This window comes from Nocardia sp. MDA0666 (assembly GCF_003023875.1).
GTDB classification, from domain to species: domain Bacteria; phylum Actinomycetota; class Actinomycetes; order Mycobacteriales; family Mycobacteriaceae; genus Nocardia; species Nocardia aobensis.
Window position 1 is genome coordinate 340,661 of record NZ_PYHT01000001.1, and the last position, 19,233, is coordinate 359,893.

Sequence of the window (19,233 nt, forward strand, 5' to 3'; positions counted from 1 at the left end):
TCGTCATCGATGCATCCGGTGGGCGCCCGCGAGGATCGCGTCGCAGAGTGCCTGCTCGGGTTCGGAGAGCCGGCTGTGCCGGCGCAGCAGCACGAACTCCAGCTCACCCAATTCCGGCAGCTTATCGTCCTCGACCGCGAAAAGCCCTGGCGGAAGCAGGGTTTCGGCGTGCGCCACGACTCCCAGGCCGGCCAGCACAGCGGCCCGCAGCCCGAGCTGACTGTCGCTGACGCAGGCGATCCGCCAGGTCCGGCCCTCCCGCTCGAGTGCGCGCAGCGCCACGTGCCGGGTCAGGCTCGGCGGCGGATAGGTCACGACGGGCACCGGATCGACGATGTCGCCGATGCCCGAGCGCCCGGCCCACACCAGCCGGTCGCGCCACAGCAGTTCCCCGTGCCGCTCGCCGGGCAGCCGCTTGGCCACCATCAGGTCCAGCTCGCCCGCCGCCATCCTCGTCTTGAGGTTCTCACTGAGCCCGACGATCAGTTCCAGATCCACGCCCGGATGCGAGCGCTGGAATTCCAGCAGGACGTCGGGCAGTTCGCGGGCCACCAGGTCGTCGGAGGCGCCCAGCCGGATCAGTCCGGTGAGGCGGGAATCGGAGAAGTACCGGTCGGCCTGAGCCTGTGCGTCGAGGATGCTGCGCGCGAAGCCGACCATCGCGGCCCCGTCGGCGGTCAACGCCAGATTGCGGGTGTCGCGGCGAATCAGTTCGCGGCCCGCGGCCTGCTCGAGCCGGGCGATATGCCCGCTGACCGTGGACTGGCGCAGGCCGAGGATGCGGCCCGCCGCGGTGAACCCGCCGGCGCGTTCGACCGCCAGGAAGGTGCGCAGCAATTCCGGATCGAACACACTCATCACGTTACTCGTTCATAGATATCGCTTCCATCGGCTTTGGCGATCAGTGGGTCGCGCCGTACCGTGGCGAGGTGACGTTGCTGGCCAAACTCCGTATCGACGGCTTCCTGCTGGGCTTGTTCGCGGCGATGGCCATCGGCCTGATCCTGCCCGCTCGCGGCGGCGCGGCCGACGTCCTGGCGTGGGTCACCAAGGTAGCGATCGCGGTGTTGTTCCTGCTGTACGGCACCCGGCTCGAACCGCGCGAGGCGCTGGCGGGCCTGCGGCACTGGCGGCTGCACACCACGGTGCTCACCGCGACCTACGTCCTGTTCCCGCTACTCGGCCTGGCGATGCGGCTGCTGGTCCCCTCGGTGCTCAGCGACGAGCTCTACACCGGAATGCTGTACCTGTGCCTGCTGCCCTCGACGGTGCAGTCCTCGATCGCCTTCACCGCCATCGCGCGGGGCAATGTCGCGGCCGCGGTGGTCAGCGCGTCGGTGTCGAACCTGCTGGGCGTCTTCCTGACCCCCCTGTTGGTGATGCTGCTGATGCAGACCACCGGTGACGCCACCGTCTCGCCGATGTCGATCGTGGAGATCGTGGTGCAGTTGCTGCTGCCCTTCATCGCCGGTCAACTGCTGCGACCGAAGCTGCATCGGTTATTGGCGCACACCACCCTCACCAAGGTCGTCGATCGCGGTTCGGTGTATCTCGTCGTCTACGCGGCCTTCAGCGCGGGCATGGTCGAGCACGTCTGGCAGGGACTGGCCGTGGGTCGCCTGCTGGCGGTCGTGGGCGTGGCGATAGTCCTGCTGGCGGTGGTGCTGGGCGTGACGGCGGGAGCGGCCCGGCTGCTCGGATTCGACCGGGCCGACCGCATCGTGGTGATCTTCTGCGGATCCAAGAAGAGTCTGGCCACCGGCCTGCCGATGGCGACGGTCCTGTTCGCCGGACATCCGGTCGGCCTGATCGTGTTGCCGCTCATGATCTTCCACCAGATCCAGCTGATCACCTGCGCCGCGCTGGCCGGGCGGTGGGGTCGCGCCGCGGACGAGGCCGAGGCGGCCCGGACAGCGGCCGCATCCCCCGACGCGGCGGTCCCGGGCATCACCCCGGCTGCGCGAAACTGACCCCGACCGGCGCCGAAAGCCGTTCGCGGGCAGCCACTTCGACGGCCAGCGCCGCCGCCAGATCGCCGCGTTCGCCGACCACAACGGTCTCGAGCTCGAGCCACCCGGCCATCGCCTCCAATTGCCCGGCCAGTTCGTGAGCGACGCGCGCGTGGGGCCGATCGGGTTCGGCGAAGGCCCCGAGCACGTGCAGCCGGCCGGTCGCACGATCCGCGCGCAGGTCCACCCGGCCGACGAGTTCACCGTCGAGCAGGAACGGAAAGACGTAATAGCCGTGCACCCGTTTGTGTTCCGGGGTGTAGATCTCGATCCGGTAGTGGAAATCGAACAGCCGCTCGGTCCGAGGCCGGAAGAAGATCAGCGGGTCGAACGGGCACAGCAGGGCGGCGCCGTCGACCCGTCGCGGGAGCCGGGCCCCGGTACGCAGGTAGGCCGGCTTGTCCCAGCCGTCCACCCGCACCGGCTCCAGTTCTCCGGCGTCGACCAGCTCGGCCAGCGCCGGTTCGCACTGCCGCCGATGCAGCCGGTAGTAGTCGCGCAGGTCGGTCTCGGTGGCCACGCCCAACGCGTCGGCGGCCCGCAGGACCAGCTCACGCACGGCGTCCGCTTCGTCGACGCGGCGGCTCACGACCTCGGCCGGCAGCACGCGCTCGGTGAGGTCGTAGTGCCGCTGGAAGCCGATCCGCTTGTCCACCGAGAGCTCCCCGGTGGCGAACAACATCTCGCACACCACCTTGGTATCGCTGTGGTTCCAGCCCCAATGATCCTTGCGCCGCGGGCGATTCAGCTCGAGCTGCCGTTCCACCTCCGCCGCGGTGCACGCACCGACCTGGTCGATCACGTTCAGCACACGGCCGGGCAGATCGGGATTCTCGTCGAGTACCCGGCGCGCCCCGCCCCAGCGGCCGTGCGCGTAACCGGCCATCCGCCACCGCAGCAGCGGCCAATCCTCGACCGGAATCAGCGCCGCTTCATGTGCCCAGTACTCCACGAGCCGGCGCGGCCGCCGCGCGCTGTGTTCCCATATCGCCTCGTCGAGCAGCGTGCGATCGTAGGCGCCGATCCGGGCGAACACCGGCGCGTACTGTGCCCGGACCACCGCCGCGACCGAATCCAGTTGCAGCAGTTTGGTATTGCGGACGACGCCGAGCACGGTCCGGCGGCTCGCGCCACCGGACCCGTCCGCTCGGTCGCGGGCAGCGGTGGCGAATCCCTGGGCGGCGAGTGCGGCCCGGCGGGCCGCGGCGGAGGTGATGGTGCGCACGCACCGAATCTGCCATGGCCCACCGACAGATATGCCGGAGCCGGGCTCGCGACGGCTCGAATCTGCTACCTTGAACACGTTCGATACACGAATGTATCCAAATCGCCCCGAATGCGGAGGAGTGCCCGTGGCACCGTCACAACAGCCGGATGTCATCGTCGTCGGAGCCGGGCTGGCCGGACTGGTGGCCACCTACGAGCTGACGCGCGCCGGACGGCGGGTGCTGGTACTCGACCAGGAGAATCGCAACAATCTCGGCGGGCAGGCGTTCTGGTCGCTGGGCGGATTGTTCCTCGTCGACAGCCCGGAACAGCGGCGCCTCGGCATCAAGGACTCCTTCGCGCTGGCCTGGCAGGACTGGCTGGGTTCGGCGGGATTCGATCGCGACGACGAGGACCACTGGGCTCGCCAGTGGGCGCGCGCCTACGTCGAGTTCGCCGCCGGGGAGAAGCGGCAGTACCTGCACGATCTCGGCTTGCGGGTGACTCCCCTGGTCGGCTGGGCCGAACGCGGCGGCGCCACCGCCGACGGGCACGGCAATTCGGTGCCGCGCTTCCACCTCACCTGGGGCACCGGGCCGGAGGTGCTGCGCGTCTTCCTGGAACCGGTACTGGCCGCGGAGCAGCGCGGACTGGTCGAATTCGCGTTCCGGCACCGGGTCGACGATCTGATCGTCGAGGACGACGCGGTCGTCGGCGTCCGGGGCAGCGTGCTGGAACCGAGCGACCTGGATCGAGGCGTGGCCTCGTCGCGAACGACGGTGGGCGAGTTCGAATTCCGCGCTCCGGCGGTGCTGGTGTCCTCCGGCGGCATCGGCCACAACCACGACCTGATCCGGAAGAACTGGCCCACCGAACGGCTCGGCCCCTGCCCGCAGACCATGATCTCCGGCGTGCCCGCCCATGTCGACGGTCGCATGCTCGCGATCTCCGAATCGGCCGGTGGGCGCATCGTGAATCGCGACCGGATGTGGCACTACACCGAGGGCATTCACAACTGGGATCCGATCTGGCCCGATCACGCCATCCGCATCATCCCGGGACCGTCCTCGCTGTGGTTCGACGCGAACGGAAAGCGTTTGCCCGCACCGTGTTTCCCCGGTTTCGACACCAATACCACGATGAAGGCGATCCTCGACACCGGCTACGACTACTCGTGGTTCGTGCTCACCCAGTCGATCATCGAGAAGGAGTTCGCGCTCTCGGGTTCCGAGCAGAATCCCGACATCACCGGCAAGGACCTCAAACTCACGCTCAAGAGCCGCGCGGCCAAGGGTGCTCCCGGCCCGGTCGAGGCGTTCAAACGGCACGGCGTGGACTTCGTCGTCGCCGACACCCTGCCGGAACTGGTGCGCGGCATGAACGAGATCGCGCGCGGCCCGCAACTGGACGTCGCCGCACTGGAACACCAGATCGTCGCCCGTGATCGCGAGCTGGACAACAAGTACAGCAAGGACGCGCAGTTGATGGCGGTCGCCAACGCGCGGCGCTCACTCGGCGACAAACTGGGCCGGGTCGCGGCACCGCATCGCATTCTCGATCCCGCGCACGGTCCGCTGATCGCGGTACGCCTGAACGTGCTGACCCGCAAGACGCTGGGCGGTCTGCAGACCAACCTCGACTCGCAGGTGATCCGCTCCGACGGCGCCCCCTTCCCCGGCCTGTACGCCGCGGGTGAGGTCGCCGGCTTCGGCGGCGGTGGCGTCCACGGCTACAACGCGCTGGAAGGCACCTTCCTCGGCGGATGCATCTTCTCCGGTCGCGCGGCCGGGCTCGCGTTGGCCCGGATGCCGCGTTAGGGGCGCTCCAGGCTCTTCGCGCCGACGGTGCGGGTCAGGCTGAAGATCGGCAGGCCGATCACCAGATGTTCGATGGCGGTGGACACTCCCACCCAGATATCGCTGGACAGCGTCAGCGGAATGACCACCGCCGCCGCGATGAGGATCCCGACGATCCAGGCGAAGAACATGTCCGGCGACGGCGTGCCCAGATGCAGCAGGTACCAGAGCACGCTGGCGAGCAGGGCACGCAGGAACGCGACCACGGCGAACCAGTAGCCCTGCTCGGCCATCGGGTTCCAGACGCCGAACTTGCCGCTCTCGGTGGCACGGGTGGCGACGACGTCGATGATCCACGCGCACAGCCACGCCGCCAGCGCGGTGACGACCGCGGTGGCGAGCACCCCGCCCGCGAACATGCCCACGTTCACCTCGGGCCGCCGGGGCGCGTGCGGCGCTCCGCCCGGCGTCCGGTAGGGCTGGTAAGCGGGATCCTGCTGGTAGGCGGGTTCCTGATACCCGCCCGGCTGATAACCGCTTTCGTACCGCGTGGTGTGCTGCTCACGCGGATCCTGGGGATGCACCGCCGATCACCTCCGTCGAATGTGTGTGCCGAGTGTAGGGCCGTACCCGCCGCTCGGCGCGCCTACGGCATACCCGGTGTCGCGTCGGCATACACCCGCTCGCCGGTGCGCGCCGGATCGAGGCGCCCCGATCCGGCGCGGAACCGATCATGCCGGAAGTAAGCGTCTCTCGTAGTCCGCCGCCAGTGCCCGCAGCGCGGCGGCGCCGTCCCCGGCGAAGCTGGAGCCGTGCATCACCGCGAGGGTCGCCGGATTCAACTCCGCCAATCCGTACAGGGCGGCCGGTACCGCGGGCCCCAGTGACGTCGCCCGGAAGACGTCCTCGGCCAGGACGGCCGGACCGACCACGTCGGATTCGGTGAGTGCGGGCCCGTCGCCGACCTGAGTCATGAGATCACCGCAGAACAGCACCCCCGTGGTCTCCTCGTAGAGCACCCGCGACTCCCAGTTGTGCGGTGCGTGCGGAGTGTCGATATGGCGGACGCGCCGTTCGCCGAGTTCGATGACCTCCCCGTCGGCCAGCGGGCGTGGCGGCCGGTCGGCGAGATCGTCGAGGGAGACCTGACAACCGAGGATTCCGTGTGCCACCTGCGCGTGCGGCGCGGCGGCGAGGAACAGGTTCATCGCCCCGCATTCGTCGGCCTCGACGTGGCCGAAGGTGATCCAGCGCAGCCGTTCGACCGGCACGATCGCGTTGATCTGCTCGCTCACCAGCGGGAACAACGCGCGCATGCCGCAGTGGAACAGCAGTGGCTCCTCATCGACCACGAGAAATTGGTTGAAGCTGAATCCGGTCGGACCGACCTCGGGCACGAAGGTGGATATCCGGTAGATCCGGTCGGCTATCTCATCGGTACGGGTCTGCATGGTCTCGCTCCCATCCGGGCCTCGCACGCCGGGGGGATCACCTACGGCGGCGCGGACCCGCTGTCTCCGAGTCGACCCCCGAGTCAGATGTTATCCAGATCACACGGCTCGGTCGATAGTGCCGGCCGCGCGGCTCGCCGCCCGGCCGCCGATACGATCGCGATCATGAACGACCGGCCCAAGGCTCTGCTGTTCGATGTCCAGGGCACCGCCACCGATTTTCATTCCACCCTCCTCGCGGCGGCCGCGGCACTGCTCGGGCAGCGGTATCCCGGCCGGGACTGGTCCGCGTTCGTGAACGATTGGCGCGCAGCGTATTTCCGCGGCACCGCCGCGGTCGGCGACCACTGGGTCAGCGTCGATTCGATCTATCGCACCGCACTCGACGACCTGCTCACCGAGCGCGGTATGGAGGTGACATCCGACGTCCGTGCCGAACTGAATTCCGCGTGGAAACGCTTGGACCCCTGGCCGGATGCGGTGCCGGGCCTGACCCGCCTGCGACGCCGCTATACCCTCGCGACGTTGTCGAACGCCGACGTCGACGCGGTCGTCAGCATCACCCGGCACTGCGATTTCCCGTGGCACGCCGTGTTCACGGCCGAGATGGCGGGCGCGCACAAACCTGATCCCCGCACCTACCGCATGGCCGCGCACTACCTCGGCGCCCAGCCGGGCGAGATCATGATGGTCGCGAGCCACAAGTACGACATCCGGGCCGCGGCCGCCCTCGGATTCCGGACCGCCTTCGTCGCACGGCCGCTCGAATTCGGCGATCCGGCCCTGGCGGACACCGCGTTCAGCGACGAATTCGACCTCAACGTCACCGATTTCGAGGATCTGGCCGACCAGTTGGGGTGTTGAACCGCATCGGCGAGCGCGTACGCCGGCATTCGACGATCGCTGCCATCGAGGTCCGGAACGTACGCGCCGCCCGTTCCGGACCTCGATGCGCGTCGCGGAACTACCCCGCGGGCGCCGGCTCGGCAGGCGGCGCGGCTTCCCCCTCCGCCGATTCACCTGCGCCGGGCGCACTTTCGGCGACCGCGACCGGCTCTGCCGCAGTCGGCTTCCCACCATCCGTTTCCGCCAGCGCCACGAGTTCCTGACGTACGCGCAGGTCGTGTTCGGCGGCATCGGCGGCGGCCCGCTTCGGACTCCAGCGCCCGGCCATCAGGAACACGAACGGCAGGAACAGCACCTGGGCGATCAGGCAGATCCACCACCACTGCCGCCACTGCACCGGCGAATCGGCGGCCGCCTGTTTCACCTCGGGGCCGTGCGCGGCGACATAGGCCAGATCATCGGCCGGCACGGTGGCCACCGCCTGCAATTGCGATTGCGCGGTAACGAGTTTCGGGCCGACCGTACTCGCGACCGCGAGCTGCTCACGCGGCACCTGCTGGGTCGCGGCCAGCCGCCCCGCCGCTTCGGCCGGGCTGATGCCGAACTTCGCCGCCACCTGACCGACCGCGGCGCCGGCGGCCCGCGCATCGTTCGGATTCACCGCCAGGGCGCCGAGCGTGGCCGGATCCACCGCCTGCAGTGTCGCCAATTCCTGCGGATAGCGCGCGTTCAACGCGATCGTGGCCTGGATGTCGGCGGGCGCCGCGCCGGTCAGCTTCGTCAGCGCCGCCATCTGAGCGGCCGGATCGGCGGGATTGCGACCGAGTTGCGTCATGGTCTCGGCGCCGACGGTCTGGATGGTCGCCAGCTGCGGTCCGTACTGCGCCTGGATCTCCTGCAGTCGCGGACCGTTGTTGACCAGCGGCCCGGCCGCGTCGACCACCATCAGCAGACCGAACAGCGTGAAGGTCACCACCGTGCGCAGCACACCACCCCACACGGCCAGCCCGACCGCGGTCGCGGCCGGATTGTGACGCTCCACGGTTTCGGTGAAGCTCGCCATCCAGGTGGCGTAGGCGATGCCGCCACCGACCGCGATGACCATCATCACCACCGCGAACGAGTAATAGCCGGTGTCGGGATGATCGGTATAGCCGAGGAAGACGTACAGCCCGACGATGCTGATCAGGGCGCCCAGGATCATGAACGGTTTGCGCACCTTGAGGATGTCGGACACGATGCCGGTCACCACCAGCGCCACCGCGTTCGCGATCCAGTACCAGTTACCCAGCGCATTGGCCTGCGCCGGTGTGAAACCGAAGTTCGTCGCCAGATACACCGGCAGGAACGACACGATGGTGTAGAAGAATGCCAGGAAGACGCTGATGGCCAAGGCCGAGCCGACCACGTCGACGCGCATCATCTGACGCCACTGCCCGCGCTCGAGCGCCTCGACGTCCAGCCCCTTGGCCCGCGCCTCGACCAGGGCCCGATCCCGCAGGCTCACCATCACCTGGTCACGCAGGCGCGGACTCAGTTCGCGCAATCCGACCACCGCGACGACGGCGACCGCGCAGCTGATCACACCGCACAGCCGGTAGTGGAACTGCCAGTCCGGGTGGCTGTCGAGAGTGCGGGCGGTGATCTCGCTGGTGACCAGTGCGCCGATCACCGGTCCCAGGGTCCAGAATCCCATCGCCGAGGCGCGGCCCAGCTGCGGCGAGAAGTCCCGGATCAACGCCGGGGTGGCCACCAGCACCGCACCCTCGACCACGCTCACCACGCAGTAGACGAGAAGATAGGCCATCTTCGTGGTCGTCGCCGGCAGCGCGAACAGGGTGAGCAGCGAACAGATCACCACCCCGTAGGCCACGATATTGGCGCGCCCCCAGCGATCGAGCAGCCCCGCCGCCACCGAGGCCGCGGCGCCGAAGGCCGCGCCGATGATGAAGATCCACACGAAATAGGCGAAGGAGAGGTGGAAGTAGGCGATCAGCTGATTTCCGACCGCGCCCGCGACGAAGAGCTGGTAGTACAGCACGATCGAGGTGATCACCACGAGCGTCAAATACCAGGAGCGGGCGGGGGTATCGGGATAGTGCGGTAGTTTTCGCCGCCACAATCCGGTGAGCAGGGTGGGAGCGGCTGCTGTCGAGGTCGAGCTCATGGTCGAGATGCCTTTCTGACCACGGCATCTCGTCGCGGGACGAATCTCTTGTGATTCCGCACGAGCACCGGGTGGGAAAAGGGTAGCGGCCGATCGTGATCCACATCACTTTTCCGGCAACTCGATCGAACCGACCGCTCCGATTGCGGGGCACATACCGACCGGTCGACGGTTGCGGGATGTTCGCCGCGCTGTTCGCGCAGCCCCACGACCTATCAGCTTGTCTGAGGAGTTTGCTACCGTGGGGCCCATGGTCGACTCCCCCATCCTGCAGGTGGACGCCGTAGATTTCGTGCGCAACCGCAATCCGATTCTGTCCGCGGTGTCGCTGACCGTGCGTGCCGGCGAGCATTGGGCGCTACTGGGCCCCAACGGCGCCGGCAAGACCACACTGCTGAAGATGCTCGGCGCGTTCGAACATCCCACCCACGGCAGTGTGCACGTCCTCGGCCATCGGCTGGGCCGGGTGGATATGCGCGAATTGCGCACGGCCATCGGCCATGTCGACCCGCGGCACACTCCGCCCTATCCCCTCACCGCGCACGAGGTGGTCCTGACCGGACTGACCGGCACCGCCGATATCAAGCAGCGCTGGTCACCGACGCCCGAAGAGGATGCGGAGGCGGATCGGCTCATCGAACTCATGGGACTGTCCCATCGCCGCGACGCCCGCTGGCCCACCCTGTCCCAAGGCGAGCGCGGGCGCGCCCTCATCGCCCGAGCGCTGATCGCCGAGCCGCGACTGCTCCTGCTCGACGAACCGGCCACCGGCCTCGATGTCGGCGGCAGGGAACAGCTCATCGACCGGATCGATCTGCTGCAGGCCACTCATCCCGAGCTGGCGTCGGTCCTGGTCACCCATCACCTCGAGGAATTACCCCCGGCCACCACCCACGCGCTCCTGCTGCGCGCGGGGCGTTGCGTGGCGAGAGGACCCGTGGACGAGGTGCTGACGAGCGGCAATATCAGTACCTGTTTCGACCATCCGATCCGGCTGACCCGCACCGACGACGGACGCTGGCATGTGCGGGCGGAGCGCAGCGTACCCGCCTGAGCACGAATCTTGTCGTTGACAAGATTCGTGGGACATGCGATGTTGGGCAGGCGTCAGCATTCACTCGCCTCGTCGAAAGTTCTCTGCCATGCCCACACTGCCCTGGGTCACCGTCGAGCGGCCCACCACCGATACCGTCCACGTCATGGCCTCGCGGCTGGAAGTCCGGTCACTGCGGCACGTGCCGAGATTCCTCGCGACCTCGATCGTGCTGCGGCGCCAGGCCCGCCGGTTCCCCGGCGCCCTCGGCATCGCTCTGCAGGCCGACCTCAGCCGCCGCACGTTCTGGACCCTGTCGGCCTGGACCGATCAGGAGGCGATCCGCGCCTACGCCCGCACCGATCCGCACGCCTCGGCCATCGTGCGCGCCCGCGCGGTGATGCGCGAATCGACGTTCGTGTTCTGGTCCGTCCCCGCCGCCGACCTGCCGATCGACTGGTCCGAGGCTCGCCGTCGCATCGCCGAGGAACGCGAAAAGCGAAGCAGCACAGCCACTCTCTGAGACGACCCGCCGCCGCGCCCGGCCGGATCAATCGTCGGCCGGGACCGATTCCGACAGTCTGGCCGGCTGTTCGTCCTCGGGCGGTTCCCGCAGCCGCGCCACCTCCGATACCCGCGAGCGAGCCGCGAACCAGCCGACGATCAGCGCCGGGATCAGAATCACCAGACTCGCCACCGTCCAGGTGCCGACCGGGTGATCGAAGGCCATCAGCACCAGCATCGCGGCCAGGAAGACCAGGGTCGCGATCCCGGTATACGGGGCGCCGAACATGCGGAACGCGGGACGTTCCAGCTCACCACGCCGCCAGCGCCGCCACAGCGCCAGCTGGCACAGCACGATCGTCGCCCAGGAGGACAGGATGCCCAGCGACGCGATGTTGAGCACGATCTCGAAGGCGCGCGCCGGCACGATGTAGTTGAGCCAGATGCCGACCAGAGCGATCACGCTCGTCAGCACGATGCCGCCGTAGGGCACACCCCGGCTGTTCATCCGTGCGGTGAATCGGGGGGCGCTGCCGTTGACCGCCATCGAGCGCAGGATGCGGCCGGTCGAGTACAAACCGGCGTTGAGACTCGAGAACGCCGCGGTGAGCACGACCAGATTCATCACCGAACCGGCATGCGGGACACCCAACTTCGTGAAGAAGGTGACGAACGGGCTCTCGTCGGCACGGTAGGCGGTGTAGGGCAGTAGCAGGGCCAGCAGGATCAGGGAGCCGACATAGAAGACGGCGATACGCAGGATCACCGAGTTGATGGCGCGCGGCATGATCTGCTGCGGATTCTCGGTCTCGCCCGCGGCCGTGCCGACCATCTCCACCGCGGCGTAGGCGAACACCACGCCCGAGGCGACCGTGACCAGCGGCAGCACCCCCGTCGGGAACCAGCCACCGGACTGCGCGACCAACCCGAAACCCGTTGCGGCCCCGTCGACCCGGAATCGCCCGCCGAGGAAGACGATGCCGATGATCAGGAACGACACCAGCGCGACGACCTTGATCAGCGCCGCCCAGAACTCGAGTTCACCGAACCATTTGACCGAGATCAGATTCACGCTCAGCACCAGGCACAGCGCGATCAGCGCCAGCACCCACTGCGGGATCGCACCGAACGCGCCCCAGTAGTGCAGATAGGTGGCGATCGCGGTGGTGTCGACGATGCCCGTCATGGACCAGTTCAGGAAATAGGTCCAGCCGGCGATGAAAGCCGCCTTCTCCCCGTAGAACTCGCGCGCATAGGAAACGAACGACCCCGACGAAGGCCGGTGCAGCACCAATTCGCCCAGCGCCCGCAGGATGAAGAAGACGAAGACACCGCAGACCGCGTACACCAGGAACAGTCCCGGCCCCGCGTGCGCCAGCCTCCCGCCGGCGCCGAGGAACAGGCCGGTGCCGATGGCGCCGCCGATCGCGATCATCTGCAACTGCCGCGGCTTGAGGCTCTTGTGGTAGCCGCTGTCCTCCGCGGACAGGTGCGTCTGTGCTGGTATCTCGCTCATCGGTGGGGTGATCCCTTGGTCGAGGTCGGGGCGGCTCGACGTTACCCGGTGTGGGAATGATGCCCGGCGTGGTGGGGCAGGTGCGCGTTAAAGTGCCTGCATGAGGCGCACGCGAGCGATTCTGGCCGGCGCGAGCGCCGCCCTGCTGCTGACCACCGGGCTGCTCACGGGCTGTTCGCCTACCACCTCCGAGGCCGGTCGAAGCTGCGTCGAAGGTCCGGACGGCACCCCGATCACGGCGGCGGCGGGACCGGCGGCGAGTGCGACGAATCTGGCCACCAATCCCGAGATCGCCACCGGCTACCGCAGCGGTATGACCCCGGTTCGCACCCACACCTTCGCGGTCTCCACCGCGAACCCGCTGGCCACCCACGCCGCCTGCGAGGTCCTGGCCGACGGCGGCACCGCGGCCGACGCGCTGATCGCCGCGCAGACGGTACTGGGCCTGGTCGAACCGCAGGCCTCCGGCATCGGCGGCGGCGCATTCCTGCTCTATTACGACGCCGCGTCCGGATCGGTCGACGCCTACGACGGTCGCGAGGTCGCCCCCGCCGCCGCGACCGAGAACTATCTGCGCTGGATCAGCGACACCGATCAGTCGATGCCGCAACCGACTACCCGCGCCAGCGGACGGTCGATCGGTGTGCCGGGCGTGCTGCGACTGCTCGAGGCGGCCCATCGCGACCACGGCAAGCAGTCCTGGCGCGACCTGTTCGGCCCCGCGATCTCGCTGGCGGACAACGGTTTCGACATCAGCGCCCGGATGGCGAGCCAGATCGCGCAGTCGGCCCCGGATCTGGCCCGGGACCCGAATGCCAGGCAGTACTTCCTGCAGCCGGACGGCTCCCCCAAACCGCGAGGCTTCCACCTCGCCAATCCGGCCATGGCGAAGACGTTGAGCGCCGTCGCCTCCGACGGTCCCGACGCCTTCTACACCGGAGCGGTCGCCCGCGACATCGTCGACGCCACCGCGACCACCAGCGGTGGCCGTACCCCGGGTCAGATCTCGCTCGACGATCTCGCGCGGTATCAGGCGAAGAAACGCACCGCCCTGTGCACCGACTACCGCACCCACCGGATCTGCGGGATGCCCAATCCGTCCTCGGGGGGTATCACCGTCGCCGCGACCCTCGGGATTCTGCAGAATTTCGACCTCGGCAGCCTGTCCCCGGACCGTCTCGACCGCAACGGCGGCGTCCCGAAAGCCGAAGCGGTGCATCTGATCTCGGAGGCCGAACGGCTGGCCTACGCCGACCGCGACAAGTACATCGCCGATCCCGATTTCGTTCCGCTGCCCGGCGGCTCACCCGCCGCGCTGGTGAACGAGGACTATCTGAAGCAGCGGGCCGCGCTCATCGATCCGAACCATTCCATGGGTACCGCGCAGCCGGGTGACTTCGGCCCGGTCCCGCTGGGCACCGGCGTGCAGCAACCCGAACACGGCACCAGCCACATCTCCGTGGTGGACCGGTACGGCAACGCCGCGACCATGACCACCACCGTCGAATCGGCGTTCGGCTCGTTCCATCTGGTCGACGGATTCGTCCTGAACAACCAGCTCACCGATTTCAGTGCCCAGCCGGCCGATGCGGCCGGTGTGCCGCTGGCCAACCGGGTACAGCCCGGGAAGCGGCCGCGCAGTTCGATGAGCCCCACCCTGGTCTTCGATCGGACGCCGGACGGGTCACGCGGTCAGCTGGTCGACGTCGCCGGGTCCCCCGGCGGTTCGGTGATCATCCAGTTCGTGGTGAAAGCGCTCGTGGGCCTGCTGGATTGGCATCTGGATCCGCAGCAGGCGGTCTCGCAGGTGGCCTTCGGCGCGGCGAACACACCGGTGACCGGGGTGGGCGGGGAACATCCGGCGATCGACGCCACCGACAACGGCGCCCATGATCCGCTGGTGCAGAAGCTGCGCGAGATGGGGCATCAGGTCTCGGTCGACCCGCAGTCCAGCGGGCTCAGCGCCCTGCAGCGCGAGAGCGGCGGCTGGATCGGCGGAGCGGATCCCCGTCGGGAGGGCATCGTCCTCGGCGACGCCCGCTGACCGGTCAGTCCTGCTGTGCGGCGGTGTATTTCGCGCCGAGTTCCCGGAAGCGATCCATCGCGCGGGCGGCGTGATCCTTGTCGTTGACGCGGATCGCCAGCATCGGAACGTATTCGTCGCCGGCCAATTCCAGTCGCGCCCAGGACTTCTTGTCCGGAATCGCGACGCCGCGGATATCGGCCCAGCGGAACTCGTTGTCGCCCAGGATGTTGCGCACGACGACGCCCTGCGGTCCGACGCGCACCCGCGGCCGGGTCAGCAGCAGCACGGCACCGGCCAGCAGCAATCCGAAGCAGATGATCGCCACCTGGTCGGCGCCGCGGAAGTTCACCCCGGTCGTCGAATTGCTCGACAACACCCCGGCCAGGATGAACAACACCGCGATCACGGCCGCCACGATGCGCGCGGTGCGCACCGCGCGGCGCGGACGCACCTCGAGATCCCACTGCTGTCCGTCCGCGCCCGGGGGCTGCGGACCGCGTTTGAACAGGTGTACGACCGGCGGCATCGGCTCAGGCTTCTCGGCGCAGCGCGCGCAGGGTCAGCGCGGCATCCAGGGCCGCGGCACTCGCCTGCTCGCCTTTGTTCTCGGCCGAATCCGGCAGGCCCGCGCGGTCGAGGGCCTGCTCCTCGGTATTCACCGTGAGCACCCCGTTGGTGACCGGCGTGCCCTCGTCCAGCGACACCCGCGTCAGCCCGGCGGTCACCGCATCGCAAACGTACTCGAAATGCGGTGTCCCCCCGCGGATCACGACACCCAGCGCCACGACCGCGTCGTGCGTGCGGGCCAGCGCCTGCGCGACCACCGGCAACTCCATCGCCCCGGCACAGCGCACCACCGTGATCTGCTCGACGCCCGCTTCCCGGGCCACCCGCTCGGCATTGGCGAGCAACGTATCACAGATGGTGGTGTGCCACCGCGAGGCGACGATGCCGACCCTCAGGTCCTTCGCGTCCGCCAGCGCGAACTCCGGTACACCCGTACCGCTCATCGACCGATACCCCTTCTCACGAATTCTGACTACTGTGCGGTCTCGCCGAGGTCCAGGTCGTCCAGGCCGACCAGGTCGTGGCCCATCCGGTCGCGCTTGGTGCGCAGATACCGCAGATTCTCGGCATTGGCCCGCACCGGCATCGGCACCCGTTCGGTGATGCTCAGGCCGTAGCCGTCCAGGCCGACCCGCTTGGCCGGATTGTTGGTGAGCAGCCGCATCGACTTGATCCCGAGATCGACCAGGATCTGCGCCCCGGTGCCGTAGTCACGGGCATCGGCGGGCAGGCCGAGTTCGATATTCGCGTCCACGGTGTCGTGCCCGGAATCCTGCAGCTGATAGGCCTGCAGCTTGTGCATCAGGCCGATGCCGCGGCCCTCGTGCCCGCGCATGTAGAGCACCACACCGCGTCCCTCGGCGGCGACCATCTCCATCGCGGCATCCAGCTGCGGGCCGCAATCGCAGCGCAGCGAGCCGAACACGTCGCCGGTCAGGCATTCCGAGTGCACACGCACCAGGACGTCGTCACCGGAGTCGACACTCAGATCGCCGCGCACCAGCGCCACATGTTCGACGTCGTCGTAGATGCTCTTGTAGCCGACGGCCTTGAATTCGCCGTACTTGGTGGGGATGCGCGCCTCGGCGATCCGCTCCACCTGCTTCTCGTGCTTGCGGCGCCACGCGATCATGTCGGCGATCGAGATCAGCGCGAGTTCGTGCTCGTCGGCGAAGATCCGCAACTCTTCGGTGCGGGCCATATCGCCCTCGTTCTTCTGGCTGACGATCTCGCAGATCACACCGGCCGGGCTCAGACCGGCCATCCGGGACAGGTCCACGGCCGCCTCGGTGTGGCCGGGCCGCCGCAGCACCCCGCCGTCCTTGGCGCGCAACGGCACGACGTGGCCGGGCCGGGTGAACTCGTCGGCGCGCGAAGCCGGATCGGCCAGCAGGCGCATGGTCGTAGCGCGGTCGGCGGCCGAGATGCCGGTGCTGATGCCCTCTCGCGCGTCCACCGACACCGTGTAGGCGGTGCCGTGCTTGTCCTGGTTCATCGAATACATCGGCGGCAGGCCCAGCCGATCGCAGTCCGCACCGGTCAACGGCACACAGATGTAGCCGGAGGTGTATCGGATCATGAAAGCCACCAGCTCGGGGGTCGCCTTCTCCGCGGCGAAGATGAGGTCGCCCTCGTTCTCCCGGCCCTCGTCGTCGACGACGACGACCGCCTTACCGGCGGCGATATCGGCGACTGCGCGCTCGATGGTGTCGAACCTGGTCACGTCTGCTGTGCTCCACTTCGGAATAGGTGCGACTCGAGCCTACTGGGTCGGGTCGCCGGTACGGCGTCGCGGTTGCCCCGGTCAGCCACGCTGCTGGAGCCGCTCGACATATTTGGCGATGACGTCGACCTCCAGGTTCACCGTGGTGCCGGCGGGCGCGGCGCCGAGGGTGGTGAGCTCGCGGGTGGTGGGGATCAACGAGACCTCGAACCAGTCGCGGTGCCCGGGTTCGCCGCCCTCGTCGACGCCGAGGGCCGAGACGGTCAGCGAGATGCCGTCCACGGTGATCGACCCCTTCTCGACCACATAGCGAGCAAGATTGTCGGGCAACGAGATTCGCACGACCTCCCAGTTGTCGGAAGGGGTGCGAAACAGGATGACCCCGGTGCCGTCGACATGGCCCTGCACGATGTGGCCACCGAGCCGGCTGTTCACCGCCGCGGCGCGCTCCAGGTTCACCTTCGACCCGATGTCGAGTTTGCCGATGCCGGAGCGGTTGAGCGTCTCCCCCATCACGTCGGTGGTGAAACTGTCGCCGTCGACCACGTCGACCACGGTCAGGCAGACGCCGTTGACCGCGATGGAGTCGCCGTGGCGGGCATCGGAGGTTACGGTCGCGCCGCGAATCGTGAGCCTGGCCGCGTCCGCGGACCGCTCGGCGGCGACGATCTCCCCCAGCTCCTCGACGATGCCTGTGAACATCCGTATCTCCTGTCAGCCCGGCGCCCACCGCGTCGGGGCGTCCGCTAGCGCAAACGGTGCCGGCGGCCCGGGGTATTCCCCGTGGGCCGCAGTGTCATCAGCGTAACGACGCGCTGTAGCAGAGCACATCCGGCTGTCCTACCGACCGGTCACGGCCGGACATTCAAGACTTTCGGACCGGAAAAGCGCGCCGAACCGGGCGCCGTTTCGGCGACGCGCCGAGCGGGTTGATCGGCTCCCCCGCGCGACGGGCACATCGCCGGATGTCGAAAAGGAATAGCGGGACAATTTCAGGAAAAGGGAATCGAATTTTGGTTTCCACCGGTCGAATATCCGGCTTCTACCGGCCCGGATCGCGGCCGAATTCAATTTGTTACCCACGTGACTGCGAATTCAACCCCGGCGCTTGCACCAGGGCGAATTCGGTAGCAATATTGTTATGCAGTTGATTCCAACAGTTCATTGGACAACAACCTCATGGGGGTGCGGCGTGACCACGGTGATCGATACGTCTCTCACGGATCGTTGCGAGCGGTATCGTCGCGTCTTTCATCTGCCCGCGTCGGTGGACGACGCATCGCGGCACATCGTGCTCGAGATCGGGCAGCAATTCGGCGCGGTCACCATGCCGGCCGATGTGGGTGAGCGGGTCCTGCGCCAGCTCACCCAGTCCGGACTGGTCACTCCCGTCGTGCACCATCCGCGGGCGCGGCGCTGGACCTTCATCACCGGCCCGTCGTGCTCCGCCGGCGTCAGCACATCCGTTGCGGCCGAACTGTTCCGGCTGTACACGACGGTCGCGTGCACGGGTAGTCACGTGGTGCTGCCCTCGGCCGAGGACGAACGAACCGGCTATCGGATCTGGGTGCAGACGCCCGACCATCTCGAGGCGGTCGTCCCCATGGCCGCGGTCGTGGAGGCCGCTCGGCTCAGCGCCGCGCCGCCTGCTCCTCGATGACCTTCTCGCGCAAGGCTTCCACGGTCGCGGCCGGATCGTCCGTGCCGTACACCGCGGACCCGGCGACGAAGCAGTCCACACCTGCCTCGGCGGCGGCTTCGATGGTGTCCATATTGATGCCGCCGTCGATTTCGACGACCAGACGCAATTCACCGCTGTCGACGAGCCGGCGGACCGCGCGCGCCTTCTCCAGCACGTGCGGAATGAACGACTGACCGCCGAATCCGGGCTCGACACTCATTACCAACAGCGTGTCGAAATTGCGCAGAATTTCCAGGTACGGCTCGATGGGCGTATTCGGTTTCACCGACAATCCGGCCTTGGCGCCGGCGGCGCGGATATCCCGGGCCACCGCGACCGGATCGTCGGTCGCTTCCGCGTGGAAGGTCACGTTGTAGGCACCGGCCTCCGCGTACGGGGGCGCCCAGCGGGCCGGATCCTCGATCATCAGATGGCAGTCCAGCGGGATGTCGGTGGTCTTCAGCAGACTCTGCACCACCGGCAGGCCGAGGGTCAGGTTCGGTACGAAGTGGTTGTCCATCACATCGACGTGCAGCCAGTCCGCTCCCTCGACGGCGCGTACCTCCTCCGCCAGACGAGCGAAATCAGCGGACAGGATGGACGGCGCGATCATCGGCGACGGCCGGTGAAAGTGGGAATTCGAGAGGGACACAGCGCGTGAGTGTACTGGGTCGATCACACCGGTTTTCGGCACTGTCGGCGATTGCG

18 protein-coding genes are annotated in these 19,233 nt (G+C 68.1%); 7 read left to right on the forward strand and 11 right to left on the reverse strand.

Going from position 1 to position 19,233, the window contains the following annotated elements:
- Nucleotides 1-3 precede the first annotated feature (3 nt).
- Nucleotides 4-858 (reverse strand): LysR family transcriptional regulator, encoded by an 855-nt coding sequence (locus C8258_RS01640; RefSeq protein ID WP_199195542.1) that lies wholly within the window; start codon nt 856-858, stop codon nt 4-6.
- A gap of 71 nt (nt 859-929) precedes the next feature.
- Between C8258_RS01640 and C8258_RS01645 the strand changes: the two genes are divergently transcribed.
- Entirely contained in the window at nt 930-1,970 is a 1,041-nt protein-coding gene (locus C8258_RS01645) for a bile acid:sodium symporter family protein (protein ID WP_106953543.1), read from the forward strand.
- Here C8258_RS01645 and C8258_RS01650 read toward each other — a convergent pair.
- Complete coding sequence (locus C8258_RS01650; RefSeq protein WP_106953544.1) at nt 1,948-3,234, reverse strand: winged helix-turn-helix domain-containing protein; 1,287 nt, start codon at nt 3,232-3,234, stop codon at nt 1,948-1,950. The genes C8258_RS01645 and C8258_RS01650 overlap by 23 nt on opposite strands.
- 91 nt (nt 3,235-3,325) lie before the next feature.
- On the opposite strand from C8258_RS01650, the gene C8258_RS01655 reads away from it, so the two are divergent.
- Nucleotides 3,326-5,032: an FAD-binding dehydrogenase gene (locus C8258_RS01655; RefSeq protein WP_106953545.1), complete on the forward strand. Its 1,707-nt coding sequence runs from the start codon at nt 3,326-3,328 to the stop codon at nt 5,030-5,032.
- Here C8258_RS01655 and C8258_RS01660 read toward each other — a convergent pair.
- Nucleotides 5,029-5,595 (reverse strand): hypothetical protein, encoded by a 567-nt coding sequence (locus C8258_RS01660; protein WP_106953546.1) that lies wholly within the window; start codon nt 5,593-5,595, stop codon nt 5,029-5,031. The genes C8258_RS01655 and C8258_RS01660 overlap by 4 nt on opposite strands.
- A 147-nt stretch (nt 5,596-5,742) precedes the next feature.
- Nucleotides 5,743-6,462, reverse strand: a complete 720-nt coding sequence (locus tag C8258_RS01665; RefSeq protein ID WP_106953547.1) for an MBL fold metallo-hydrolase — start codon at nt 6,460-6,462, stop codon at nt 5,743-5,745.
- 165 nt (nt 6,463-6,627) lie between these two features.
- Here C8258_RS01665 and C8258_RS01670 point away from each other — a divergent pair, with 165 nt between their 5' ends.
- Entirely contained in the window at nt 6,628-7,326 is a 699-nt protein-coding gene (locus tag C8258_RS01670; RefSeq protein ID WP_106953998.1) for a haloacid dehalogenase type II, read from the forward strand.
- A 100-nt stretch (nt 7,327-7,426) separates the two neighbouring features.
- Here C8258_RS01670 and C8258_RS01675 read toward each other — a convergent pair whose 3' ends face one another.
- Nucleotides 7,427-9,475: an MFS transporter gene (locus C8258_RS01675; RefSeq protein WP_106953548.1), complete on the reverse strand. Its 2,049-nt coding sequence runs from the start codon at nt 9,473-9,475 to the stop codon at nt 7,427-7,429.
- A gap of 250 nt (nt 9,476-9,725) precedes the next feature.
- Here C8258_RS01675 and C8258_RS01680 point away from each other — a divergent pair, with 250 nt between their 5' ends.
- Together C8258_RS01680 and C8258_RS01685 are read left to right on the forward strand one after the other, a co-directional pair.
- Entirely contained in the window at nt 9,726-10,529 is an 804-nt protein-coding gene (locus C8258_RS01680) for an ABC transporter ATP-binding protein (protein ID WP_106953549.1), read from the forward strand.
- Between the two features lie 88 nt (nt 10,530-10,617).
- A complete protein-coding gene (locus tag C8258_RS01685) occupies nt 10,618-11,031 on the forward strand; it encodes a DUF3291 domain-containing protein (RefSeq protein ID WP_106953550.1) in 414 nt (137 codons plus the stop codon).
- A gap of 27 nt (nt 11,032-11,058) precedes the next feature.
- On the opposite strand, the gene C8258_RS01690 is transcribed toward C8258_RS01685, so the two are convergent.
- The gene (locus C8258_RS01690; protein WP_106953551.1) at nt 11,059-12,528 is read right to left on the reverse strand and encodes an amino acid permease; all 1,470 of its coding nucleotides are present in this window, start codon (nt 12,526-12,528) and stop codon (nt 11,059-11,061) included.
- A gap of 100 nt (nt 12,529-12,628) precedes the next feature.
- On the opposite strand from C8258_RS01690, the gene ggt reads away from it, so the two are divergent.
- On the forward strand, nt 12,629-14,572 hold the full coding sequence (gene ggt, locus C8258_RS01695; protein WP_106953552.1) for a gamma-glutamyltransferase: 1,944 nt from the start codon (nt 12,629-12,631) through the stop codon (nt 14,570-14,572).
- Nucleotides 14,573-14,576: 4 nt separating this feature from the next.
- On the opposite strand, the gene C8258_RS01700 is transcribed toward ggt, so the two are convergent.
- The 4 genes from C8258_RS01700 to C8258_RS01715 all read right to left on the reverse strand — a co-directional run bounded on the left by C8258_RS01700 (nt 14,577) and on the right by C8258_RS01715 (nt 17,546).
- Nucleotides 14,577-15,080: a PH domain-containing protein gene (locus C8258_RS01700; RefSeq protein WP_083870829.1), complete on the reverse strand. Its 504-nt coding sequence runs from the start codon at nt 15,078-15,080 to the stop codon at nt 14,577-14,579.
- A gap of 4 nt (nt 15,081-15,084) precedes the next feature.
- The gene (gene ribH, locus C8258_RS01705; protein WP_036502603.1) at nt 15,085-15,564 is read right to left on the reverse strand and encodes a 6,7-dimethyl-8-ribityllumazine synthase; all 480 of its coding nucleotides are present in this window, start codon (nt 15,562-15,564) and stop codon (nt 15,085-15,087) included.
- A 29-nt stretch (nt 15,565-15,593) separates the two neighbouring features.
- Nucleotides 15,594-16,844: a bifunctional 3,4-dihydroxy-2-butanone-4-phosphate synthase/GTP cyclohydrolase II gene (locus C8258_RS01710; protein ID WP_036502604.1), complete on the reverse strand. Its 1,251-nt coding sequence runs from the start codon at nt 16,842-16,844 to the stop codon at nt 15,594-15,596.
- A gap of 81 nt (nt 16,845-16,925) precedes the next feature.
- Nucleotides 16,926-17,546: a riboflavin synthase gene (locus tag C8258_RS01715; RefSeq protein WP_106953553.1), complete on the reverse strand. Its 621-nt coding sequence runs from the start codon at nt 17,544-17,546 to the stop codon at nt 16,926-16,928.
- Between the two features lie 490 nt (nt 17,547-18,036).
- Between C8258_RS01715 and C8258_RS01720 the strand changes: the two genes are divergently transcribed.
- Nucleotides 18,037-18,504, forward strand: a complete 468-nt coding sequence (locus C8258_RS01720; RefSeq protein ID WP_063009045.1) for a hypothetical protein — start codon at nt 18,037-18,039, stop codon at nt 18,502-18,504.
- Here C8258_RS01720 and rpe read toward each other — a convergent pair.
- Complete coding sequence (rpe, locus tag C8258_RS01725) at nt 18,476-19,138, reverse strand: ribulose-phosphate 3-epimerase (RefSeq protein ID WP_036502611.1); 663 nt, start codon at nt 19,136-19,138, stop codon at nt 18,476-18,478. The two genes, C8258_RS01720 and rpe, sit on opposite strands and share 29 nt — an antisense overlap.
- Nucleotides 19,139-19,233 lie beyond the last annotated feature (95 nt).